At 36.4% G+C, this 18,303-nt stretch carries 14 protein-coding genes; 11 read left to right on the forward strand and 3 right to left on the reverse strand.

What is annotated here, in order from left to right; translation table 11 throughout:
• Positions 1-152 precede the first annotated feature (152 nt).
• The 9 genes from QFZ87_RS06105 to QFZ87_RS06145 all read left to right on the forward strand — a co-directional run bounded on the left by QFZ87_RS06105 (position 153) and on the right by QFZ87_RS06145 (position 11,560).
• Positions 153-1,646, forward strand: a complete 1,494-nt coding sequence (locus tag QFZ87_RS06105; protein ID WP_309859107.1) for a glucosaminidase domain-containing protein — start codon at positions 153-155, stop codon at positions 1,644-1,646.
• A 327-nt stretch (positions 1,647-1,973) separates the two neighbouring features.
• Positions 1,974-2,720 carry a C40 family peptidase gene (locus QFZ87_RS06110; protein WP_309859109.1) on the forward strand — a complete coding sequence of 249 codons (747 nt, stop codon included), beginning with the start codon at positions 1,974-1,976 and terminating at the stop codon, positions 2,718-2,720.
• A gap of 259 nt (positions 2,721-2,979) precedes the next feature.
• Positions 2,980-4,254, forward strand: coding sequence for a nucleotide sugar dehydrogenase (locus tag QFZ87_RS06115; RefSeq protein WP_309859110.1), 1,275 nt, complete (start codon positions 2,980-2,982; stop codon positions 4,252-4,254).
• A 74-nt stretch (positions 4,255-4,328) separates the two neighbouring features.
• Positions 4,329-5,036 (forward strand): WecB/TagA/CpsF family glycosyltransferase, encoded by a 708-nt coding sequence (locus QFZ87_RS06120; RefSeq protein ID WP_309859112.1) that lies wholly within the window; start codon positions 4,329-4,331, stop codon positions 5,034-5,036.
• A 62-nt stretch (positions 5,037-5,098) separates the two neighbouring features.
• Positions 5,099-5,842: a LicD family protein gene (locus QFZ87_RS06125; protein WP_309859114.1), complete on the forward strand. Its 744-nt coding sequence runs from the start codon at positions 5,099-5,101 to the stop codon at positions 5,840-5,842.
• A 56-nt stretch (positions 5,843-5,898) separates the two neighbouring features.
• A complete protein-coding gene (locus tag QFZ87_RS06130) occupies positions 5,899-7,353 on the forward strand; it encodes an oligosaccharide flippase family protein (protein ID WP_309859116.1) in 1,455 nt (484 codons plus the stop codon).
• A 109-nt stretch (positions 7,354-7,462) separates the two neighbouring features.
• Entirely contained in the window at positions 7,463-8,896 is a 1,434-nt protein-coding gene (locus QFZ87_RS06135; RefSeq protein ID WP_309859118.1) for a flippase, read from the forward strand.
• Between the two features lie 147 nt (positions 8,897-9,043).
• Positions 9,044-10,099, forward strand: coding sequence for a glycosyltransferase family 4 protein (locus QFZ87_RS06140; RefSeq protein ID WP_309859122.1), 1,056 nt, complete (start codon positions 9,044-9,046; stop codon positions 10,097-10,099).
• Positions 10,100-10,126: 27 nt separating this feature from the next.
• Positions 10,127-11,560, forward strand: a complete 1,434-nt coding sequence (locus QFZ87_RS06145) for an O-antigen ligase family protein (protein WP_309859124.1) — start codon at positions 10,127-10,129, stop codon at positions 11,558-11,560.
• Between the two features lie 17 nt (positions 11,561-11,577).
• Here QFZ87_RS06145 and QFZ87_RS06150 read toward each other — a convergent pair whose 3' ends face one another.
• Positions 11,578-12,678, reverse strand: a complete 1,101-nt coding sequence (locus QFZ87_RS06150; protein WP_309859127.1) for a hypothetical protein — start codon at positions 12,676-12,678, stop codon at positions 11,578-11,580.
• Between the two features lie 12 nt (positions 12,679-12,690).
• On the reverse strand, positions 12,691-14,133 hold the full coding sequence (locus QFZ87_RS06155) for an MBOAT family O-acyltransferase (RefSeq protein ID WP_309859129.1): 1,443 nt from the start codon (positions 14,131-14,133) through the stop codon (positions 12,691-12,693).
• Positions 14,134-14,341: 208 nt separating this feature from the next.
• Between QFZ87_RS06155 and QFZ87_RS06160 the strand changes: the two genes are divergently transcribed.
• The gene (locus QFZ87_RS06160) at positions 14,342-15,451 is read left to right on the forward strand and encodes a glycosyltransferase (RefSeq protein WP_309859131.1); all 1,110 of its coding nucleotides are present in this window, start codon (positions 14,342-14,344) and stop codon (positions 15,449-15,451) included.
• 263 nt (positions 15,452-15,714) lie between these two features.
• Positions 15,715-16,776: a glycosyltransferase family 4 protein gene (locus QFZ87_RS06165; protein WP_309867671.1), complete on the forward strand. Its 1,062-nt coding sequence runs from the start codon at positions 15,715-15,717 to the stop codon at positions 16,774-16,776.
• A gap of 96 nt (positions 16,777-16,872) precedes the next feature.
• Here the strand turns inward: QFZ87_RS06165 and QFZ87_RS06170 are convergent, their stop codons facing one another.
• Positions 16,873-17,934, reverse strand: coding sequence for an LCP family protein (locus QFZ87_RS06170; protein ID WP_309859133.1), 1,062 nt, complete (start codon positions 17,932-17,934; stop codon positions 16,873-16,875).
• Positions 17,935-18,303 lie beyond the last annotated feature (369 nt).

The following is an 18,303-nucleotide window of genomic DNA, read 5'->3' on the forward strand; positions in this document are numbered from 1 at the left end:
AATTTCATTTTAATAAAAAAATTCCAACGGATGATTAGAAGTATATGAACATTTCTTGAAGAATTTACAAGATGTTTGTCGAATTAGGGTGGAAACGGTTGGAAAATATGTTACCCTTAAAGATAGAATAATAGATTGAGAGGAGAAAGGAATTGAAAAAAGTAGTATTTCGAAGTTTCTTAGTTGTTCTTTTGTTATTGGGGATTTTTCATAATAAGGCAATGGCTGCCGAATTAACGGCACAATCCGAAATGACTGTGATCTCGATAAATTTACCAGTCTATCGGAATTTCGAGGAGTTATCTGATTTTAGAATTCATCTAGGTCCAGACTACAAGAGATATGCAGTGTTATCTTTTAATGACAAGGTGACAATCCTCAGTGAGAAGGACTATGCGGCACAAATCCGTATGGCAGATGGTAGGACAGGATGGGTCCATAAAGATTATTTGAGCAGTAATATCATGAATCAAACATGGCTTGTAAAAGAAGGCAGAAATCTAAGAGAAGACCCAAGCACGACTAAGCCTTCCATAGGGTCTATTCCCGATAAGGCAAAAGTGTTTGTCCTAGATTATGATAAACAAAGTAAATTTTATAAAATCCAAACAGCAGATGGACATGAAGGCTGGATTAAAGGAACCTATCAAGAAGGAGAAGGATCGAATTTCTTTGATTACGGAAAAGGCTTAAATGTGATTCCGTATGAATTTGATAAAGAGGGGAAAGAGACCACTAACATTTCAATCTTTACTCCATTAAATACTGTTGCCAAAGTAACAGCCAATCAAATAAACAAGTTTATTGAGTATAAGACGAATGGAGCCGCTACGGAAATGTCTGCAATGGGTTCTGCATATCTAGAAGCCCAAACTAGTGAACACTTAAATGCAGTCTACCTTTTGGCACATTCAGGACTTGAGACAAAATGGGGAACCTCGGATATCGTGAAAAATGTCCATAACTATTATGGGATTGGCGCCTATGATTCACAGCCTGCAGAGGGTGCGGATACGTTTTCTTCTAAAAGCACAGGCATTATCGAAGGGGCTAAATTTATTAGTACTAGATATGTAAACAGAAGTGCTGGATTTCAGTATCCATTCCCACAGCCGACCCTTGATAATATGAGATTTAATGATGAGTTACATCAATACTCAACAGATGAAGCATGGGCTGGAAAAATCGCAACGATTATCAAGGAATTTAACAAATTTACTTATACAAAAGGCTGGAAAAATATCGCTAATAAGTGGTATTACAATAATGGGGACGGCACCTATAAAACGGGCTGGCTCCTAGATAAAAACAAATGGTATTACTTAGATCCGTCGTCTGGTGTCATGCTTTCAGGCTGGAAACAGATTAACGGAAAATGGTATTATCTCAACCCAGCGGGCGATATGAAAACAGGTTGGTTGTATTCAGGAGGGAAATGGTATTACCTTGACCTTAAGAATGGCGACATGAAAACGGGCTGGCTCTACACTGGCAGTAAGTGGTATTACCTAAATAATAGTGGTGCCATGCAAACAGGATGGATTAAACTCGGAGGCAAATGGTACTATCTTTACAAAGATGGCCATATGGCTGCCAACACTACCGTTGGCGGGTATCGTCTAGGAAAAACGGGTGCCATGCTTTAATCAAAATTTTTAGTAGGAATCACCTAGTGGTGGTTCCTATTCTATTTTCTTAGCATTATTACAAAATAAAAGATGAGTCGACAAACTTCGCTAGCAAATATGCAAACCTCTTAGCAAACATAGTTTGAAAGTCACGAAACTTATTATGACTATTTACCCTTATTTTTACCGTTTTATCAGAAAAATCAAACAAAAAGTCGAATATGGTCAGTTTTTGAAACATTCCTGTAATAATATTAAAAAACAACTGTAAATTAAAACTAGTAACTTATATGAGATACTATAAATAATTAATAGAGAGAGAGAAAAAGAAACACGGAGGTTATCATGAAGAAATTTATAGTCAGTGGTCTACTGTCATGTTCTTTACTCTTGAGCGGATTTATTGGTGGACAGAAAACAGAAGCAGCGTCATTTGGAGATAAGGTAACAGACATAGCGCTTGAATATATCGGAGTCCCTTATGTTTGGGGAGGCACATCACCGAGTGGATTTGATTGCTCTGGTTTTACGAGTTATACATATAAGCAAGCGGGTATTACTCTCCCTCGAACAGCTTCTGATCAATACACCAGGGGGCAAGCTGTTTCAAAAAGTAACTTACAAGAAGGAGATTTAGTTTTCTTTAGTACATATAAGGCTGGAGCTTCTCATGTGGGAATTTATTTAAGTGACAATAAGTTTGTTCATGCGTCATCAAAAGGTGTAAAAGTTAGTTCTCTGTCAGAATCTTATTACTCATCAACATATATTGGTTCTAAACGTATTGGAAATACCACTAATGGTTGGGTTCTTTCAAATAAAAAGTGGTACTTCTATAAAAATAGTGTTAAACAGACTGGTTGGTTGAAAGATAACAGCGAATGGTATTATCTGGATTCAGACGGTGAAATGGCTACTGGTTGGTTAAATTGGCATAATGATTGGTATTATATGTATTCAAGTGGTGCAATGGGTACAGGTTGGATATATTCAGGTGGAAAATGGTATTATCTATACTCCGATGGATCCATGGCTAAAAGCACAACCATTAATGGGTATAAATTGAACAGCAATGGGGCTTGGATTCAATAAGCAAAATAAGTACAAAAAGCGAAACCATATAAGAAGGTTTCGTTTTTTATTTTCATTTCATATATATACTAGTCAACTAATGAACAAAAGGGTAAAATTCGACATCATTTGCGGCTCACAGTTTCTTTTAGTGCTGTTATTTGTTACAATTAGTTGTAAAAATTTAATTGTCATACCTTATTGATGGGTAGATCCCATCATCAAGGTAAAATATATGATTATAGTCATTCAAAGTATGTCTGGAAAGGAAGTTTACTTCATGAATAAAATTTGTGTCATCGGCCTTGGTTATATCGGTCTTCCTACATCTGTTATGTTTGCAAATAATGGCATTCAGGTTCACGGTGTAGACGTCAATGCTGCGGCAGTTGAAAAAATCCAAAATAAGCAGCTTCATATTGAAGAAAATGGACTAGAGGAGCGCCTGATTGCAGCAATAGACAGCGGTAATTTTACTGTATCAACCACACCGGTAAAAGCTGATGTTTTTATCATAGCCGTTCCATCACCAATTAACCCTGATAAAACAGCAGATATGAAATATGTTCAAGCAGCTACAAAATCTATCGTTCCTTATCTTGAAAAGGGAAACCTTGTCATTCTTGAGTCTACTGTTCCTCCAAGGACTGTAGAAGACGTAATGATTCCAATCTTAAAAGAAAGCGGACTCGAAATCGGAACAGAACTACTTGTTTCCCACTCGCCTGAACGAGTTATTCCAGGTCGTGTATTCGAAGAGCTTGTAAATAATAGCCGTATTGTTGGTGGAATTAACGAAGAATCATCTGAAAAAACAGCGGAGCTTTATCGTGCCTTTGTTAAAGGTGAAATTTTCTTAACTGATGCGACAACAGCAGAGATGGTAAAGGTTATTGAAAATACGTACCGCGATGTCAACATTGCATTTGCTAATGAACTTGCACGCATCAGTGAAAGAATCGGCGTGAATGTGTGGGATGCGATTAAGCTTGCGAACCACCACCCACGTGTAAATATCCACTTGCCGGGACCTGGGGTTGGCGGACATTGTATCGCAGTTGATCCATGGTTCCTAGTGGAGCAAGATCCAGAAAATGCACAGATCATTCACCTTTCACGTAAAACAAATGATTCAATGCCACTATTTGTAGCCAAAAAAGTCAAAACAATTAGTGAGCAGCACCAAATCACGAATCCTAAAGTAGCAGTTTTGGGGTTGTCATTTAAAGCAAACATTGATGATATGCGTGAAAGTCCATCTGTTGAGGTTATTCATCACTTGAAAGAGCTTAATCTTGAATTTACTGCTTTTGATCCACATATTAAGGAGCAGAAAATTCCTCAGCAAACGTTACAATTGGAAGAAGCATTAAAGAATGCGGACATCGTTCTTATTTTAACAGAGCATGATGAGTTTAAAATACTTGATCCGAAGCAAACAGCGAACCTAGTTCGTTCAAAAATTGTTTTAGATACAAAAAATTGCCTTCCACGCGAAGCTTGGGTAAATGCAGGTTTTGACGTTCGCTTATTAGGGGATTCTAAAAATAGTTAATGGATAATTACTGCGGCTGTTCCTAAGCCGCAGTTCATTTCGTATATGAAGTCCAAATAATACAGGTGGTACATATGAAGGAAAATTTCCTCGGGGTGGATGTTTGTAATTATGATTATGATCAGCTTGCCTCGTTATTGATGAAGGATATCGAAACGAAAAAAAAATCATTTATAGTTGCCATTAATCCTGAAAAAATTATGAAGGCCCAAGAAGATGAAGAGCTTAGAAAACTGTTGAACCGCGCTGATTATCAAATTCCAGATGGGATTGGAGTCATCTTAGCGTCCAAGCTAAAGGGTGGCCAAGTGAAAAGCCGGGTAACAGGGATTGATATGATGTTGAAGCTGTGTCAAACAGCGGCTGCACAAGGAAAGCGCATCTTCTTATATGGCGGAAAACCAGGCGTGGCTGATGCGGCCAAAGCAGAGTTGGAAAAGCAAATCCCTGGCATTAAAATTGTTGGTACACTACATGGGTATGAAAAAGATGAAGAAGTAATTATCAATACGATTAATCAGCATGATCCTGAAATTATGTTCGTGGCACTCGGCAGTCCAGCACAAGAATATTGGATTGTCAATCATATGGATCAAGTGGCACCTTACGTGTTTCAAGGAGTCGGTGGTTCCTATGATGTCATATCAGGGAATCTGAAACGGGCGCCTGAAGTATTTCAGTCACTTGGTCTTGAATGGTTCTACCGTCTTGTGAAAGAACCTTGGCGCTGGAAAAGGCAGTTAATTTTGCCGAAGTTTCTATTAAGAACGTTAAAAAAATAACATCAGAGGCCTTTCTCGATTTTAAAAGGGAGAGGCTTTTAGTTCATGGAAGAAGGGGAAGAATGATGGCAACGTTTGTTGACAATTTAATCAAACAATTACGCGCCAGTAAATTCTATGGGGTAGCTAAAAATAATCCGGTTTTAATAAAAATGAAAAGAAAATATGATAAAGTGCAATACCAAAAGCAGAAGGATATGGTCCATGTTTACGGGATGCAAACCTTGAAATATATGAAAGAAGGTTTTGCAGAAATCGGAGAAGAATTTTGGCTTGATTATGGGACGTTGCTTGGTGCAGTAAGAGAGAAGGACTTTATTGGGCACGACAAGGACCTTGATATTGGCTGCTTTAATTTTGATGACCAAAAGAAAGCAAAGCTTGTTAAGGTTTTAGAGAAAAAAGGGGTAAAGCTTTACAAGCAATATGAAATGGACGGAAAGATTTTTGAACAGGCCTTTCATTATAATGGCTTACATATTGATATCTTCTATTATTGGAAGACCGGTGAGGATAAAATTTGGTGTTATTTTAGTGATATTGGCACGAAGATGGAGTTTGAAAATCATTCGGACTATCAAATTGCTAAAGGGTATCGCACCCAATCCGTTACCTCTCGTTTTACGGGGTTAATCGACTATGAATTTAAAGGTGAACTGTTTAAGATTCCTTCAAATTATCATGAGTATTTGGTTGATAACTACGGGACAAGCTATATGCAAAAAGATGAGAACTGGGTTGCAGGGGAATCACCAGATAATATTAAGCTGGTTGATAAACCGGTTATTGTAAAGGAATATATTTAGGAATGGAAGGGCTGTCTCTGTGGCGGGCCTTTGCCTTTTGATTTGAGGGTTGTTTTATGCAAAAGTCGTTAATAAAAAACGCAATTTATAAAATCACGTTAAACTTTTTTAATCTAATTTTACCTGTATTAATTGGAGCTTATGTTTATCGCACATTAGGTTCGGATGCCATCGGAAGAGTAAAGTACGGGGAAACAATTTTTAACTATTTCTTTATTTTTGCGGCATTTGGGATCTATCAATATGGACTTCGTGAAGTTAGTCGAATCAAGAATGATAAGCAAAAGGTAGCACAACTATTTACCAGCTTATTCACTTTTAGCTTACTGACAAACTTTTCTTCCTTAATTACCTATATGGCTGTGGCCTATTTCGGTTATGGGGAAAAGGCGTTATTCCCTGTGTTAATGGTGTATGCGATCAACTTTTTCTTCAATATTTTCTATGTTGAATGGGTAAACGAAGCCTATGAAGATTATGGCTTTATTACCATTAAGACAATCGCAGTGAAAATCGTCTATGTCATCCTGTTGTTAACCTTAATTAAAGGCACGGATGACTACCTTATATTTGTCGGACTATTAGTGCTATCAACTGGTTTAAATAACGTGATTAGTTATTTTTATGTGAAACGAAGAGTGAAATTTGATTTTTCAAACTTACGTTTTCGACCGCATCTCAAGCCGTTATTTCTAGTCGTTATTTTTTCAAACGGTAACATCCTGTACACGCAGTTGGACCGGTTTATGCTTGGGGAATTCGTCAGTGAAAAATCCGTTTCCTATTATACCTTGGCACAGCAAATCGCCACGATGATTAATGCGTTGATGTTAAGTATCATTCAGGTGACGATTCCAAGGCTGTCATTCTTATTAGGTGGGGAAAATGAGGAACAGTACCTTGACCTGCTAAAGAAAATTACCAAAATCTATTCTGCCTTGCTGTTTCCAGCGGCGATTGGGCTTTACGCTATTGCAGACCTTGGGGTTATTATCTACGGGGATAAAGAATTTAGAGCTGCAGGCCCGGTTCTATCTATTTTTGCCCTCTATATGATTACGATTGGATTTGAATCCATTTTATCCAATCAGGTCATCTATATTAAAAAGAAAGAAAATATCCTTGTTCGCTTAATTTTTGTCTGTGGAATAGCCAATCTAGCGCTGAATTTTGGCTTCTTATATTTAGGCATCCTAGATGCGAAAACTGCCATCCTAACGACGGCAATTGCCAACGTGTTACTGATTGCAAGTGAATACGTTTATATTCGGAAGTATCTTAAGATCCCCATTCAGTTACTTTCATGGACAAACCTGAAATATCTTGTCTACTCGCTGCCGTTTATTCTTATTTCTCTGGCCATTCGCTCGGTTGTCAGTGGAACGCTTACCCTATTCGTTCTTATCATTGCAGCTTGTGGTCTATATTATTTATTGATTTTATTCCTCACAAAAGATGAAATCGTTACTTTATTTACTTCTAAAATAAAGGGTAAATTGTTGAAAAAATAAGCAGTTTTCATTGCAATTTATATCTTAAGCAAAACTTAAGGAAACTTTCATATTGTGTATACAGTTGTCCGCTATAATCATGGATAAAGTCAAAATTTGAGGTTTTATTATGTCTACTTTAAAGAAGAATTTCCTTTACGTACTGCTTCAACAATTCGTCTTGCTTGGACTGCCATTTTTAACTATCCCATATATTTCGAGGATATTGGGCCCACACGGTGTGGGACATTATAGTTATAGTTTTTCTTACATTACCCTTTTCATCAATGTATTTCTGCTTGGATCCAACTTGTATGCCATCAGGGAAATCGCAAATGTGAAAGCAGATGGGCAACAGTTATCTCGTTCCTTTAGCGAAATATTTCTAATTCGTACGGGATTATTAGCAATAGCAACGGTCATTTATTTTGTTTGCGTTCCGCTCATTTGGAATCGAGATGCTGTTTTTTTCTGGCAGTCACTCCATTTAATTGGTGCTTTTTTTGATATTACCTGGCTGTTCCAAGGGCTGGAACAATTCAAGAAGGTGGTTACTCGGAATATTACACTCAAGCTTTTGGGCTTTGGAAGTGTGTTTATTTTTGTAAAAGATGAAAAGGATCTTGTTTTATATACCATTATTATGGGAGCAGCTGTAATCGTTGGGAATGTGGCGCTGTTTTACCGATTACATCAATATGTTCGTTTGACGGTAACAAACCTAGTTTACAAAACACATTTTATACAGATGTTGATTCTATTCATCCCTAGCTTTTCAGCTATGATATATTCTGTATTGGATAAAACCATGCTCGGGATTATGTCCACAACGGCTCAGGTAGGCTTTTATGAACAATCCTATAAAATTGTTTATATGATTTCATCCCTGATTAATATTTCAGGAGTCGTCATGCTGCCGCGGACTTCTTCTCTTATTGCGGAGGAGAGGTTTGAAAAGCTAAGGCAGGTACTAAGGGATGGAGTCACCTTTACTGTTTTTCTAGTCCTGCCAATCACCTTTGGATTTTTACTTATTTCTAAGGATTTTGTGCTATGGTTCTTGGGAAGTAAATTCGAGGCGAGCGTGATGATTGCGATGATTATGGCACCGATTATTATTTTTAAGTCATTAGGTGTCATCTTCGGTTCCTGGTACCTGGTTCCTATGAAAAAGAATAAAGAGTATACATTGCCAATCGTTATTGGCGCGCTATTGAACTTTGTTCTAAATCTAATGCTGATTCCACGCTATGGTGGTGCGGGGGCGGCCATTGCCACGACCGTAACAGAAGGATTAATATTAGCCATTCAATTATGGTTCTTAAGAGGTGTTCTTAACTTTAAGGTGGGAACCAAAAAGGCGATGATTACCTATTTGGTAGCTTCTATTGTTATGGCCCTTATTGGATATCAGTTAAGTTCATACTTTCAACTGTCATTCCTGCTGTCGATCATTTTAAAAGTAGTGATTGGAGTATCGGTATATGTAGGAGTTCTTTTATTAATTCGAGAACAGATAGCGTATGGTTATATGAAAAAATTGTTTGCTTTTAAACCAAAATGAATAATGGGTAAAGAAGAGCTCTAAATGTGCTCTTCTTTTTTCGTAGTGATAAAGATGTAAGTTATGACTTGATAAAAACGGCGATAAACGATAACATTATTTTGTTCTCAATCGAATTTATACTATATCTTTCAAGAGGGGTTCCTATTGAAGAAAATTTTATTCTTATTAAATTTCGTTGGTAAAGGCGGAACTGAAAAGTACGTCTTAGATTTAATTCATGCAGTAGGACCAGAAAATAGTGTGTTTATTTATTCAGAAGAGGGTCCTGGTTTAGAGGATTTTAAACGAACTAACGTTGATATCCATCAAGTAAAAATGACAGGTCCGTTTGATCTTAATGCTGCTAAGCAAGTTAAGCAAATAGCTCTTAAGGAACAGGTGGACGTCATTCATGCTCAGTTCCTAAGGGAAAATTACCTCGCAATATTGGCAAAACTGATGGGGGCTCGCTGCAAGGTTATATGGAGCTATCACGTTGATGTTCCAATGGGCAAGGCCATCCGAACGTTAAATAAAGTCATGACATCCTTCAATCATAAAGTGATTACTGTTTCCCAATTTATGTTCAGGCAGTTGCAGCAAAAGGGAGTCTCATCTAACAAGCTAAAATTAATTTATAACGGAGTGAATGGCCCGGTAGACAGTGATCCATTAACTAGCTTAAGAGCGGTGCCTGTGATATCAGTTGTTGGTAGACTCCGTGAAGAAAAAGGACAGGCTTTTTTGATTAAAAGCTTAGCAGCCCTTAGGAAGCATAACCCGGAAATCAAGTGGGAATGCCATATTTATGGGGAAGGGCCACAGCAGGAAGAATTAACTGCCTTGGTCCAACAATTAAACCTTGAAAATTTTGTTCATTTTAAAGGTTTTTCCTCAGATAAGGATAAGCTATACCTAAGTAGTGACATTATCGTCATTCCATCAAGCAATGAGGCATTATCCTATGTGGCGATGGAGGCTCTATCCTATAACAGGATTGTGGTAGCGACAAATGTGGGCGGTTTGCCTGAAATTGTCAAGCATGGAGAGACGGGGATGCTTGTAAAGTATGGGGATACGGAAGAGTTAGCACAAACTCTTTTAAGTCTGTTCACTGACCAAGCGCTAGTCCAAAAACTTTCCATTAAGGGAAGAGAGTATTTTGATGAGAATTTTACATTAGAAAAAATGGTGAAAGAAACAATTGCACTTTATAAGTAATAAAATTATGTTTAGGGGTACAAATTAATGAATTTACTTCAAAGAAACCTTTCAATCTTATTCATAGGAATACTGGCGGTAATAGTCGGTCTAGTAGTAACCAATTCGAAATTGGCTCTGCTGATTTCGGTGTTTATAGCGCTATTGTCTTTTTGGAAAAAAGAAAATGGAATTTTATTTTTGCTTATTTTTATTCCATTACGACCGTTTTTAATAGCCGTTAATCCAGGATATAAAGTGATTGGAGATGCCATTATCGGCTTATTACTCATTCGGACCATTTGGGATTCTCGCAAAGAATTAAGAAAGTTGTTTACCTTCCATCATTTTGAATTAGCGTTTTTTGCTTTTGCTGTAATCGGTGTGCTTTCTGCCTTAATAACTGATGTTTCTCTTAAGGCAATTATTGTCCAGTTGCGTGCTTACTTTTTGTTTTATCTCGTTTATTATATTGTTAAGCGCATGGATTTCACTTCAGAGATGATTCGAAGAATGTCTTACACCACCTTTTTCTTAGCTGTTATTATGTCTATTCAAGGGATAGTTGAAAAAATCTCTAATAAAACGGCGTTAATGCCGCAAGAATGGCAGGAATGGTGGTTGTCACCAACGAACCGAATTCGTGTTTACGGCTTGCTTAAAGGGCCTAATGAATTATCACTATATTTATTAATCGCCTTTATCATCTCACTCTATTTATTAAAGCAGGTTCGTGGTAAGGCACGTTCTTTCCTTTATGTAGGGATGACCTTAATGGGTACCACGATTCTGCTTACGTATTCACGGGGAACTCTGTTGACATTATTTGCTTTTCTATTCATCTATGTAATCGTAAATAGAAAATGGAGACCTTTTGTCAAGCTTAGCATCGTTGCTATTGTGTCTATTGGTCTGTTCTTTGGGGTTAACCAAGCAGCAGATCTGTATTATAATCATTATTTAACCGGTGAAGACCAAGAGGGATACGGGAATGATAATGACAGCGGTTCGAAGCGATATAAAAATGCGTTTTCTGAAGAAACTATCGGACAGAGTAGTTCAAGCGGAAGGCTTTATTACGTAAAAAAAGCAGTTGAGATTTTTAAAGACCATCCGATCATTGGAACAGGCTTTGGGACATTTGGCGGGGCGGCAACACTTGCTTATTCCTCACCGATTTATGATGATTACGGAATTGAAACTAATTTCTATTCAGATAACCAATATATTCTTGTCCTTGCTGAAACAGGAATTCTAGGAACGCTTGCTCTTATCTTGGTGAGCTATTTCTTATTAGTTGTTACCTGGAAAAACAGAAAGAAGTTTTATGGACCGCTGCTTTCCTACTTATTTATTGCCTTAATTGTCGGAGGAGCAGTTTATAACATCCTTGAAAATGATACTTTTATGATGTTCTACTTCATCCTTTTGGGTATTGTATTGAACAAACAAATAAACAAAGAGCCAGATTCCTTTATTTAAGGATTCTGGCTCTTTGTTTATTGGGCTACATAATTTTCTTTTATTGTACTTTCTGTTTTTAACTGACTAATACGGAAGTTTGTTATTTGCTGTTTGAAATTTTGTAGCTTTACAGCGTACTCTTCTTCGGTTTGAATCGGTTTATTTTTAGCCAAATAATCAATAATCCAATTATTGATGAAACTATAATAATGGACTTGATCTCCTTGATAATTTCCTATATTAAAGGTAATTTCCTTTGCATCTTGAAAATCGTAAATTTCTATATTTGGATATTTCTGGGCTAATTCAAAAACCTCTTTTTTAAACTTCAATCTTTCCTTTAAGTAATCAGGATGCTTCTTATAAAAGGATACATGATTGTACACTGGATAGGGCGCATAAAATAATGTAAATGTTGTATTTGGGTGTCCTTTAACAAGTGAAATCACATTTTCCTTAAATGATTTTATTTGCACAGAAGCTTTTTCAAAGCTAGGAAGCTGACTCATAGGTTGTACATTCTTTAATGACGTTTGAATATGCTCAATGGATTCAACAGGAGCGACTTGACCGAATTTGTAGAGACTTTCTACCTCCCGCCAACGCTCATCCCCATTTTTATTTGCCATCAAGTTTTTATAAAGGATTTCAACAGAGTATGAACTAAACAAATAGCGAATATCATTTATTTTTAATTGATCATACATGTAGGTTGGAAAATCACTTGGTGGGCCCATTACCCATTCTGGGTCACCAGCAAAGGAATAGTAATTCAATTCCCAAATCACTCTTTTTAGATTTGGTTTATTGCGAAGAGCAGCCTCCGCGACCATGGATTGTTCCTTGGCGGTAGATGCAGGAAGAGATGCATTGAAAGTCTTCCCCCCAAGTTTTTCATTTGCATAGTTTTCACGGAAATTTCTGCCCATTGATGTAGCGGTAAAGACTGTATTATAATCTTGATTTTTTAATAGTCCCGGCATTTGGTACCGTTCAGCACCAGAATATTGGGGACGATAAAGCGTGGCTTTTCTAAAATAAAATAAAGGGTCAACCACATACATAAATATCGAAACAAAGAGGATAAATAACACAGAGATTATAGCTGAGACTGCAAGGAATTTTTTATAAGACATTAAGTTAACTCCTTAAAATTTAAAATATAGAAATTCACTAACCCTATTTAGGTACAATAAGGCAATAACAGCAATAAAACTGATAAAAACAGCGGTACGGTAACTTGGTTTGAATGAATTTAAACGTTCAATTGAGTTTTTTGCTAAAAGGACAATTGCTAATATCACCACGAATAGGGCGGATAATTTCAAATCAAAATAATAAGACCATGGAATAAAATGTGTTCCAAGACGTTCGTTTAAGACTGCTGTAATTCCAGCTGGAAAATGGAAGGATTGAATACTAAACATTTTTGTTAGCATGACTTTAGCTGTTGTTAAATCTGGTGAGCGGAAAAATACCCATGCTATGTGTACAAAGAAAAAGGTAATAAACCAGGCAATATACTTAGGAAGCTTAATATTGAGTCCTTTCCAGTAACGGTTAATAACAGAAGCAATTCCGTGTAGAATCCCCCAAATAACAAATGTCCAGCCGGCACCATGCCAAAATCCGCTGACAAAGAAAATGATGAAAAGATTAATATATGTTCGGATATTACCTTTTCTGCTTCCACCTAATGGGATATATAGATAATGAGTAAAGAAGCGGCCAAGGGTCATATGCCATCTGCGCCAAAAGTCTTGTATATCCAATGACTTATAGGGTGAATTAAAGTTAACTGGGAGCTTAATATTAAATATTAGTCCTAAACCAATCGCCATATCGCAGTAGCCACTGAAATCAAAATACAACTGGAAAGTGTATGCCAGCGTTGTAATCCAGCTATCGAAAAGTGTTAAGGAAGCGATATTGTTATAGCCTAGATTTGCCCATTCAGCAAGTGTATCAGCGATAATTACCTTTTTAAAAAGCCCAATTGAAAAAATATATAGCCCTGAGGCAATGTTTTTCGATTTCATTTTGTAATTTGAACCATCTCTAAGTTGATCAATAATTTCACGATGATGAACAATTGGCCCTGCAATTAAGTGGGGAAAGAAAGTGACAAAGAAAACATAATCAAGTAAAGAATATTCTTTTGTTCCTTCCCGAAAGGTGTCAACCAGGTAAGCGATTTGCTGGAAAGTAAAGAAACTGATTGCTAGTGGTAAAGCTAGATTCAACAGGGAAATATCAGTTCTGAAGACTGCATTGATATTGGTTATAAAGAAATCATAATACTTGTAATAACCGAGCAAGGCAATATTAAAAAGGATGCCAAGAGTTAAAATAATTCTTTTCAACACGAGGCTCTGAATTTTATTTAAGATGGTTGCCAGGCTGAAATTAACCGCAATGGATGAAACAATTATTGGTAAATACTTCACATTCCAATAGCTATAGAAATACAGATTGGCTATCACAAAAAAGATTTTTGCAATGTTTTTGTTTTTTAAGTTCAAAAGCAGGTAATATCCTGCGAATACTATTGGTAAGAAAACGAGAATGAATATGTATGAGTTAAATAACAAAATTCTGACCCCCTAATGATGTTCAAAACACGAAGTTATTATAACATAGTAACGGGAAGCATTGCATTGTGTCGAATAAGCATACAATATGGCAAATCAACGGAAAAAATAACGAATATGTAACTTTTGGGTTGTGTTTTTCGTCATAATTCATGGTATATTTAAAAGAACGTATTCTGCATTTAAGCTAAAAATATTAGGAGAAGTTATGAAAAATAAAGTAACTATCATCTCAAATATGTATCCCTCCAGAGAGCATAAGAGCTGGGGCATTTTTGTTAAAAACCAAGTGGAAGCGCTGAGGAACAAGGGACTAATAGTGGATGTTATCGCCATAGACAATCCTAATAAAGGGAAGCTAAATTTACTTAAGAAATATGGAAAATGGTTTCTTACTTTTGCCTTGCACTTGCTGTTTAAAGGCAGTAGGACATCTGTTGTCCATGCCCACTATGTTTTTCCAAGCGGAATGCTGGCAAAATGGTACAAAAAATGGTTTGGAGCTCGAATGATTGTCACCGCCCATGGTGGGGATATCGATAAAATGGTCAAAAAAAACCATCGTATTTATTCAATGACAAAAAGTATTCTTGCCGACGCTGATCAGGTCATTGCTGTTGGTGAGGAGCTATATGCTACACTTGAGAAAGACTTTGGGGTTCCTAGAGAAAAGCTTTCCCTTATTAATATGGGGGTTAATTTGGATCTATTTCGTCCAATCGATAAAAATGAAGCACGAGACCGTTGCGGAATTAACACTAATCAAACACCGCTTTTGTTTGTCGGTAATATTATTGAGCAAAAAGGTCTTAATGAGCTTGTTGAAGCATTCGCCTTGCTAAAAAAAGAAAATCAAAATTATCATTTATACATAATTGGTTCTAACAAAGATCAAAATTATTTTCAAAAACTGCAATCTTTGATTAAGGAACTGGGTATGACAAAAAGTATTCATTTACTTGGTACGAAAAATCAAGCAGAGGTTGCTTGCTGGATGGCAGCTGCTGAAGTATTCATTCTCCCCTCACACATTGAAGGCTTTGGGCTTGTTGCAGTAGAAGCGATGGCTTGTGGAACACCCGTAGTAGGGACGAATGTAGGTGGACTAAAATATCTGCTGAACAATGAAAATGGGGTTTTAGTTGAGGTAAATGATGTTATTTCTTTGAAAAAGGGGATTGAATACGTTTTAATCTCAGAAGAGGTTAAAGAAAAGCTAGTACGTAATGGGCTCGTAAAAGCGAAAGAAAATGACCAAAACACCATGACGGACCGCGTGATTAATCTATATCAATCACAAAAAGTAAAGGGCAGATAAGAAGAGCCCTTTGAGTTATTTTCTATTAATATAGTAATCTCCTCAATTAATTGTAATATATGAAATAATTAGTAAGTTGATTGAAAAGGAAAATCTATTTTAAATAGCTTTTAGCTATGTTATAATCCACATGGTACGATTGAAACTATGTATGTAAAATTGATTGTTAAATAGATAACTAACTTATAAGTGACTTAATGGTTGCGAAATTTTGCCTGTTTCATGGTGTAAGAAATAGGCTAACAGTTCCGAGGAGGATCATGATGATTTACATCACCTTAATATTATGCTTTATTAGTTCCATACTTCTTACGCCTTTAGTTAAGAAACTTGCTTTTAAAATTGGGGCAACTGACCGCCCAAATCATAGAAAAGTTCATCAGAAAATTATGCCTCGTCTCGGCGGACTTGCTATTTATTTAAGCTTCATTATTGGTATGTTAGTAATTCGTCCAGGAGGACAATATGCTACTCCTATTATTATCGGAAGTATCATCATTGTTGTTACTGGAATACTAGATGATATTATGGAGCTTTCGGCGAAAGTGAAGTTTATTGCTCAGATTGCTGCTGCGGGGATCGTTGTCCTTTGGGGCGGCGTCCATGTCCAATTTATCAACCTGCCTTTCGGGGGGCAAGTTGAATTTGGTTACTTGAGTATTCCTTTGACCATTATCTGGATAGTGGGTATCACGAATGCCATTAATCTGATTGATGGTTTGGATGGCCTTGCTGCGGGTGTTTCATCCATTGCTCTTATTACTATTTCAGGAATGGCTATTATTATGGGTGATGGATATGTAACGGCTGTTGCGTCAATCGTACTTGCAAGTACATTAGGATTCTTAATTTACAATTTCCACCCAGCCAAAATCTTTATGGGTGATACAGGGGCCTTATTCTTAGGTTATATGATTTCCGTATTATCGTTATTAGGCTTTAAGAACGTAACATTGATTTCTTTTATCGTTCCAATCATTATTCTTGGAGTACCAATTTCTGATACATTCTTCGCGATTATTCGTCGAATTGTAAATAAAAAGCCATTATCTGCACCAGATAAATCTCATTTACATCATTGTCTTCTTCGAGCAGGTTTCACTCATCGTCAGACAGTTTTGATGATTTATGCAATGGCAGCATTTTTCGGACTTGCGGCGATCATCTTTTCTCAAGCTAAACTCTTGGGTGGCTTCTTCTTCATCGTCATCCTGTTGATAATGATCGAATTGTTCGCTGAAATGATTGGACTGGTCGGAAAGAATTATCGTCCATTAATCAAAATGATGCGCGTTCTACTAGTTACAACCGTACGAAATAGATAATAGTATACGAAAAGCCTGGCCAATTGGTCAGGCTTTTTTACATAACATAATAAAAAACCGCTTCACGAGATGTGATGCGGTTTCAGTGTTTGGTTATTAGTTATTTTCTTCACTGCTATCTGTATAAGAATCAGAACCTTCACTATCTGTACTTGTTGTAGTTGAATCTGAAGAATTAGTACCAAGATGTGCCTTTAAAATGTTCTTTGTTTCTTCAAGACTCTCTTCATCGAGCTTGTAATAGTAAACTCTATTAATATAGGCATCTTCACCTTTTAGGTTCAAGGTATCGATTGTTAATCCGCTTCCAGCTAAACCATAATCCATTAATGATTTTATATCTTTAAAAGACATATTTGTTTGCATATTGTCACCAACCGCTTCAATCACATCCGTGTGTTTTGAGAAGGATTGGATAGATAAAGCTTTTTTCAAAATTGCTTTTATGATTTCCTGCTGTCTCATACCACGCATAATATCTGTATCCTTATGACGTGTTCTTGCTAGAGCAAGCGCTTGTTCACCATTTAATGTTTGGAAACCTGGTTTTAATCGGATTGCGTTATGATGATCCTCAGAATCCTTTTCAGAAATGGCATATGGCACTTCAACATCAATTCCATCTAATGCGTTAACTACATCAATAAAAGCGTAAAAGTTTACTTTTACATAATAATCAATCGGAATATCAAGCATTTCCTGCACAGTTTCAATCGTCATTTTTGGCCCACCATAAGCGTGAGCATGAGTAATTTTATCAAATTTATCTTTACCGGGAATATACACATATGAATCACGTGGGATGCTCAAAAGTTTTACTGATTTTTCTTTAATATTTAAGGTTGCCACTAGGAGTGCATCTGATCTAACTGCATCATGGTAGATTTTTTCCCTGCTTTTACTAGTATCTACACCGATTAGTAAAATGGAGATGTTATCCATACTCGGGTCGACCTTTACTTCACGTTTTGAAGCTGCATCTACCGGCTTATATGATTTATTTACTACTGATTCCGCTTTTTTTAGAATAAAAGTTGCGTAAGCTGTGCCACCTAATGCAACGATTAATAGTGGAAGAATAATCCACATAAAGAAACGCTTTTTTCGACTCTTTCTCTTTTTCTGGCTCATTAGATGAGTGCGTTGGAATTCGGCCATATAATTTCTCCTTTAAGTTATCATTATCACTTTTGTATTTTTATAAATTTAATATAGACCAACATTCATTTTACCGCTTTTTTGTAAATACGTAAATTGAAACTTTTTGTCGAAGATTGAAAATATGATTCTTCTATAATATTACAAACTTTGCATGTCTTACTAATATGTATAGACGAAAGGACCCGTGTATTAGTTACATGTTATATTTCTAAAAAAAGTACTGGATTAATCGAAAAAATATAAAATTCTAAAAATTCATTTCATATTAAATTTACAAACTACCTACAAAATACCAACAAATTTTTTAAAAAAAGACTATCAATCTCTTGGGAAAATTAGTAGAATAGTCTTGCAATACAAATATTT

Origin of the sequence: Bacillus sp. SLBN-46 (genome assembly GCF_031453555.1) — a bacterium.
In the GTDB taxonomy this organism is placed as follows: domain Bacteria; phylum Bacillota; class Bacilli; order Bacillales; family Cytobacillaceae; genus Neobacillus.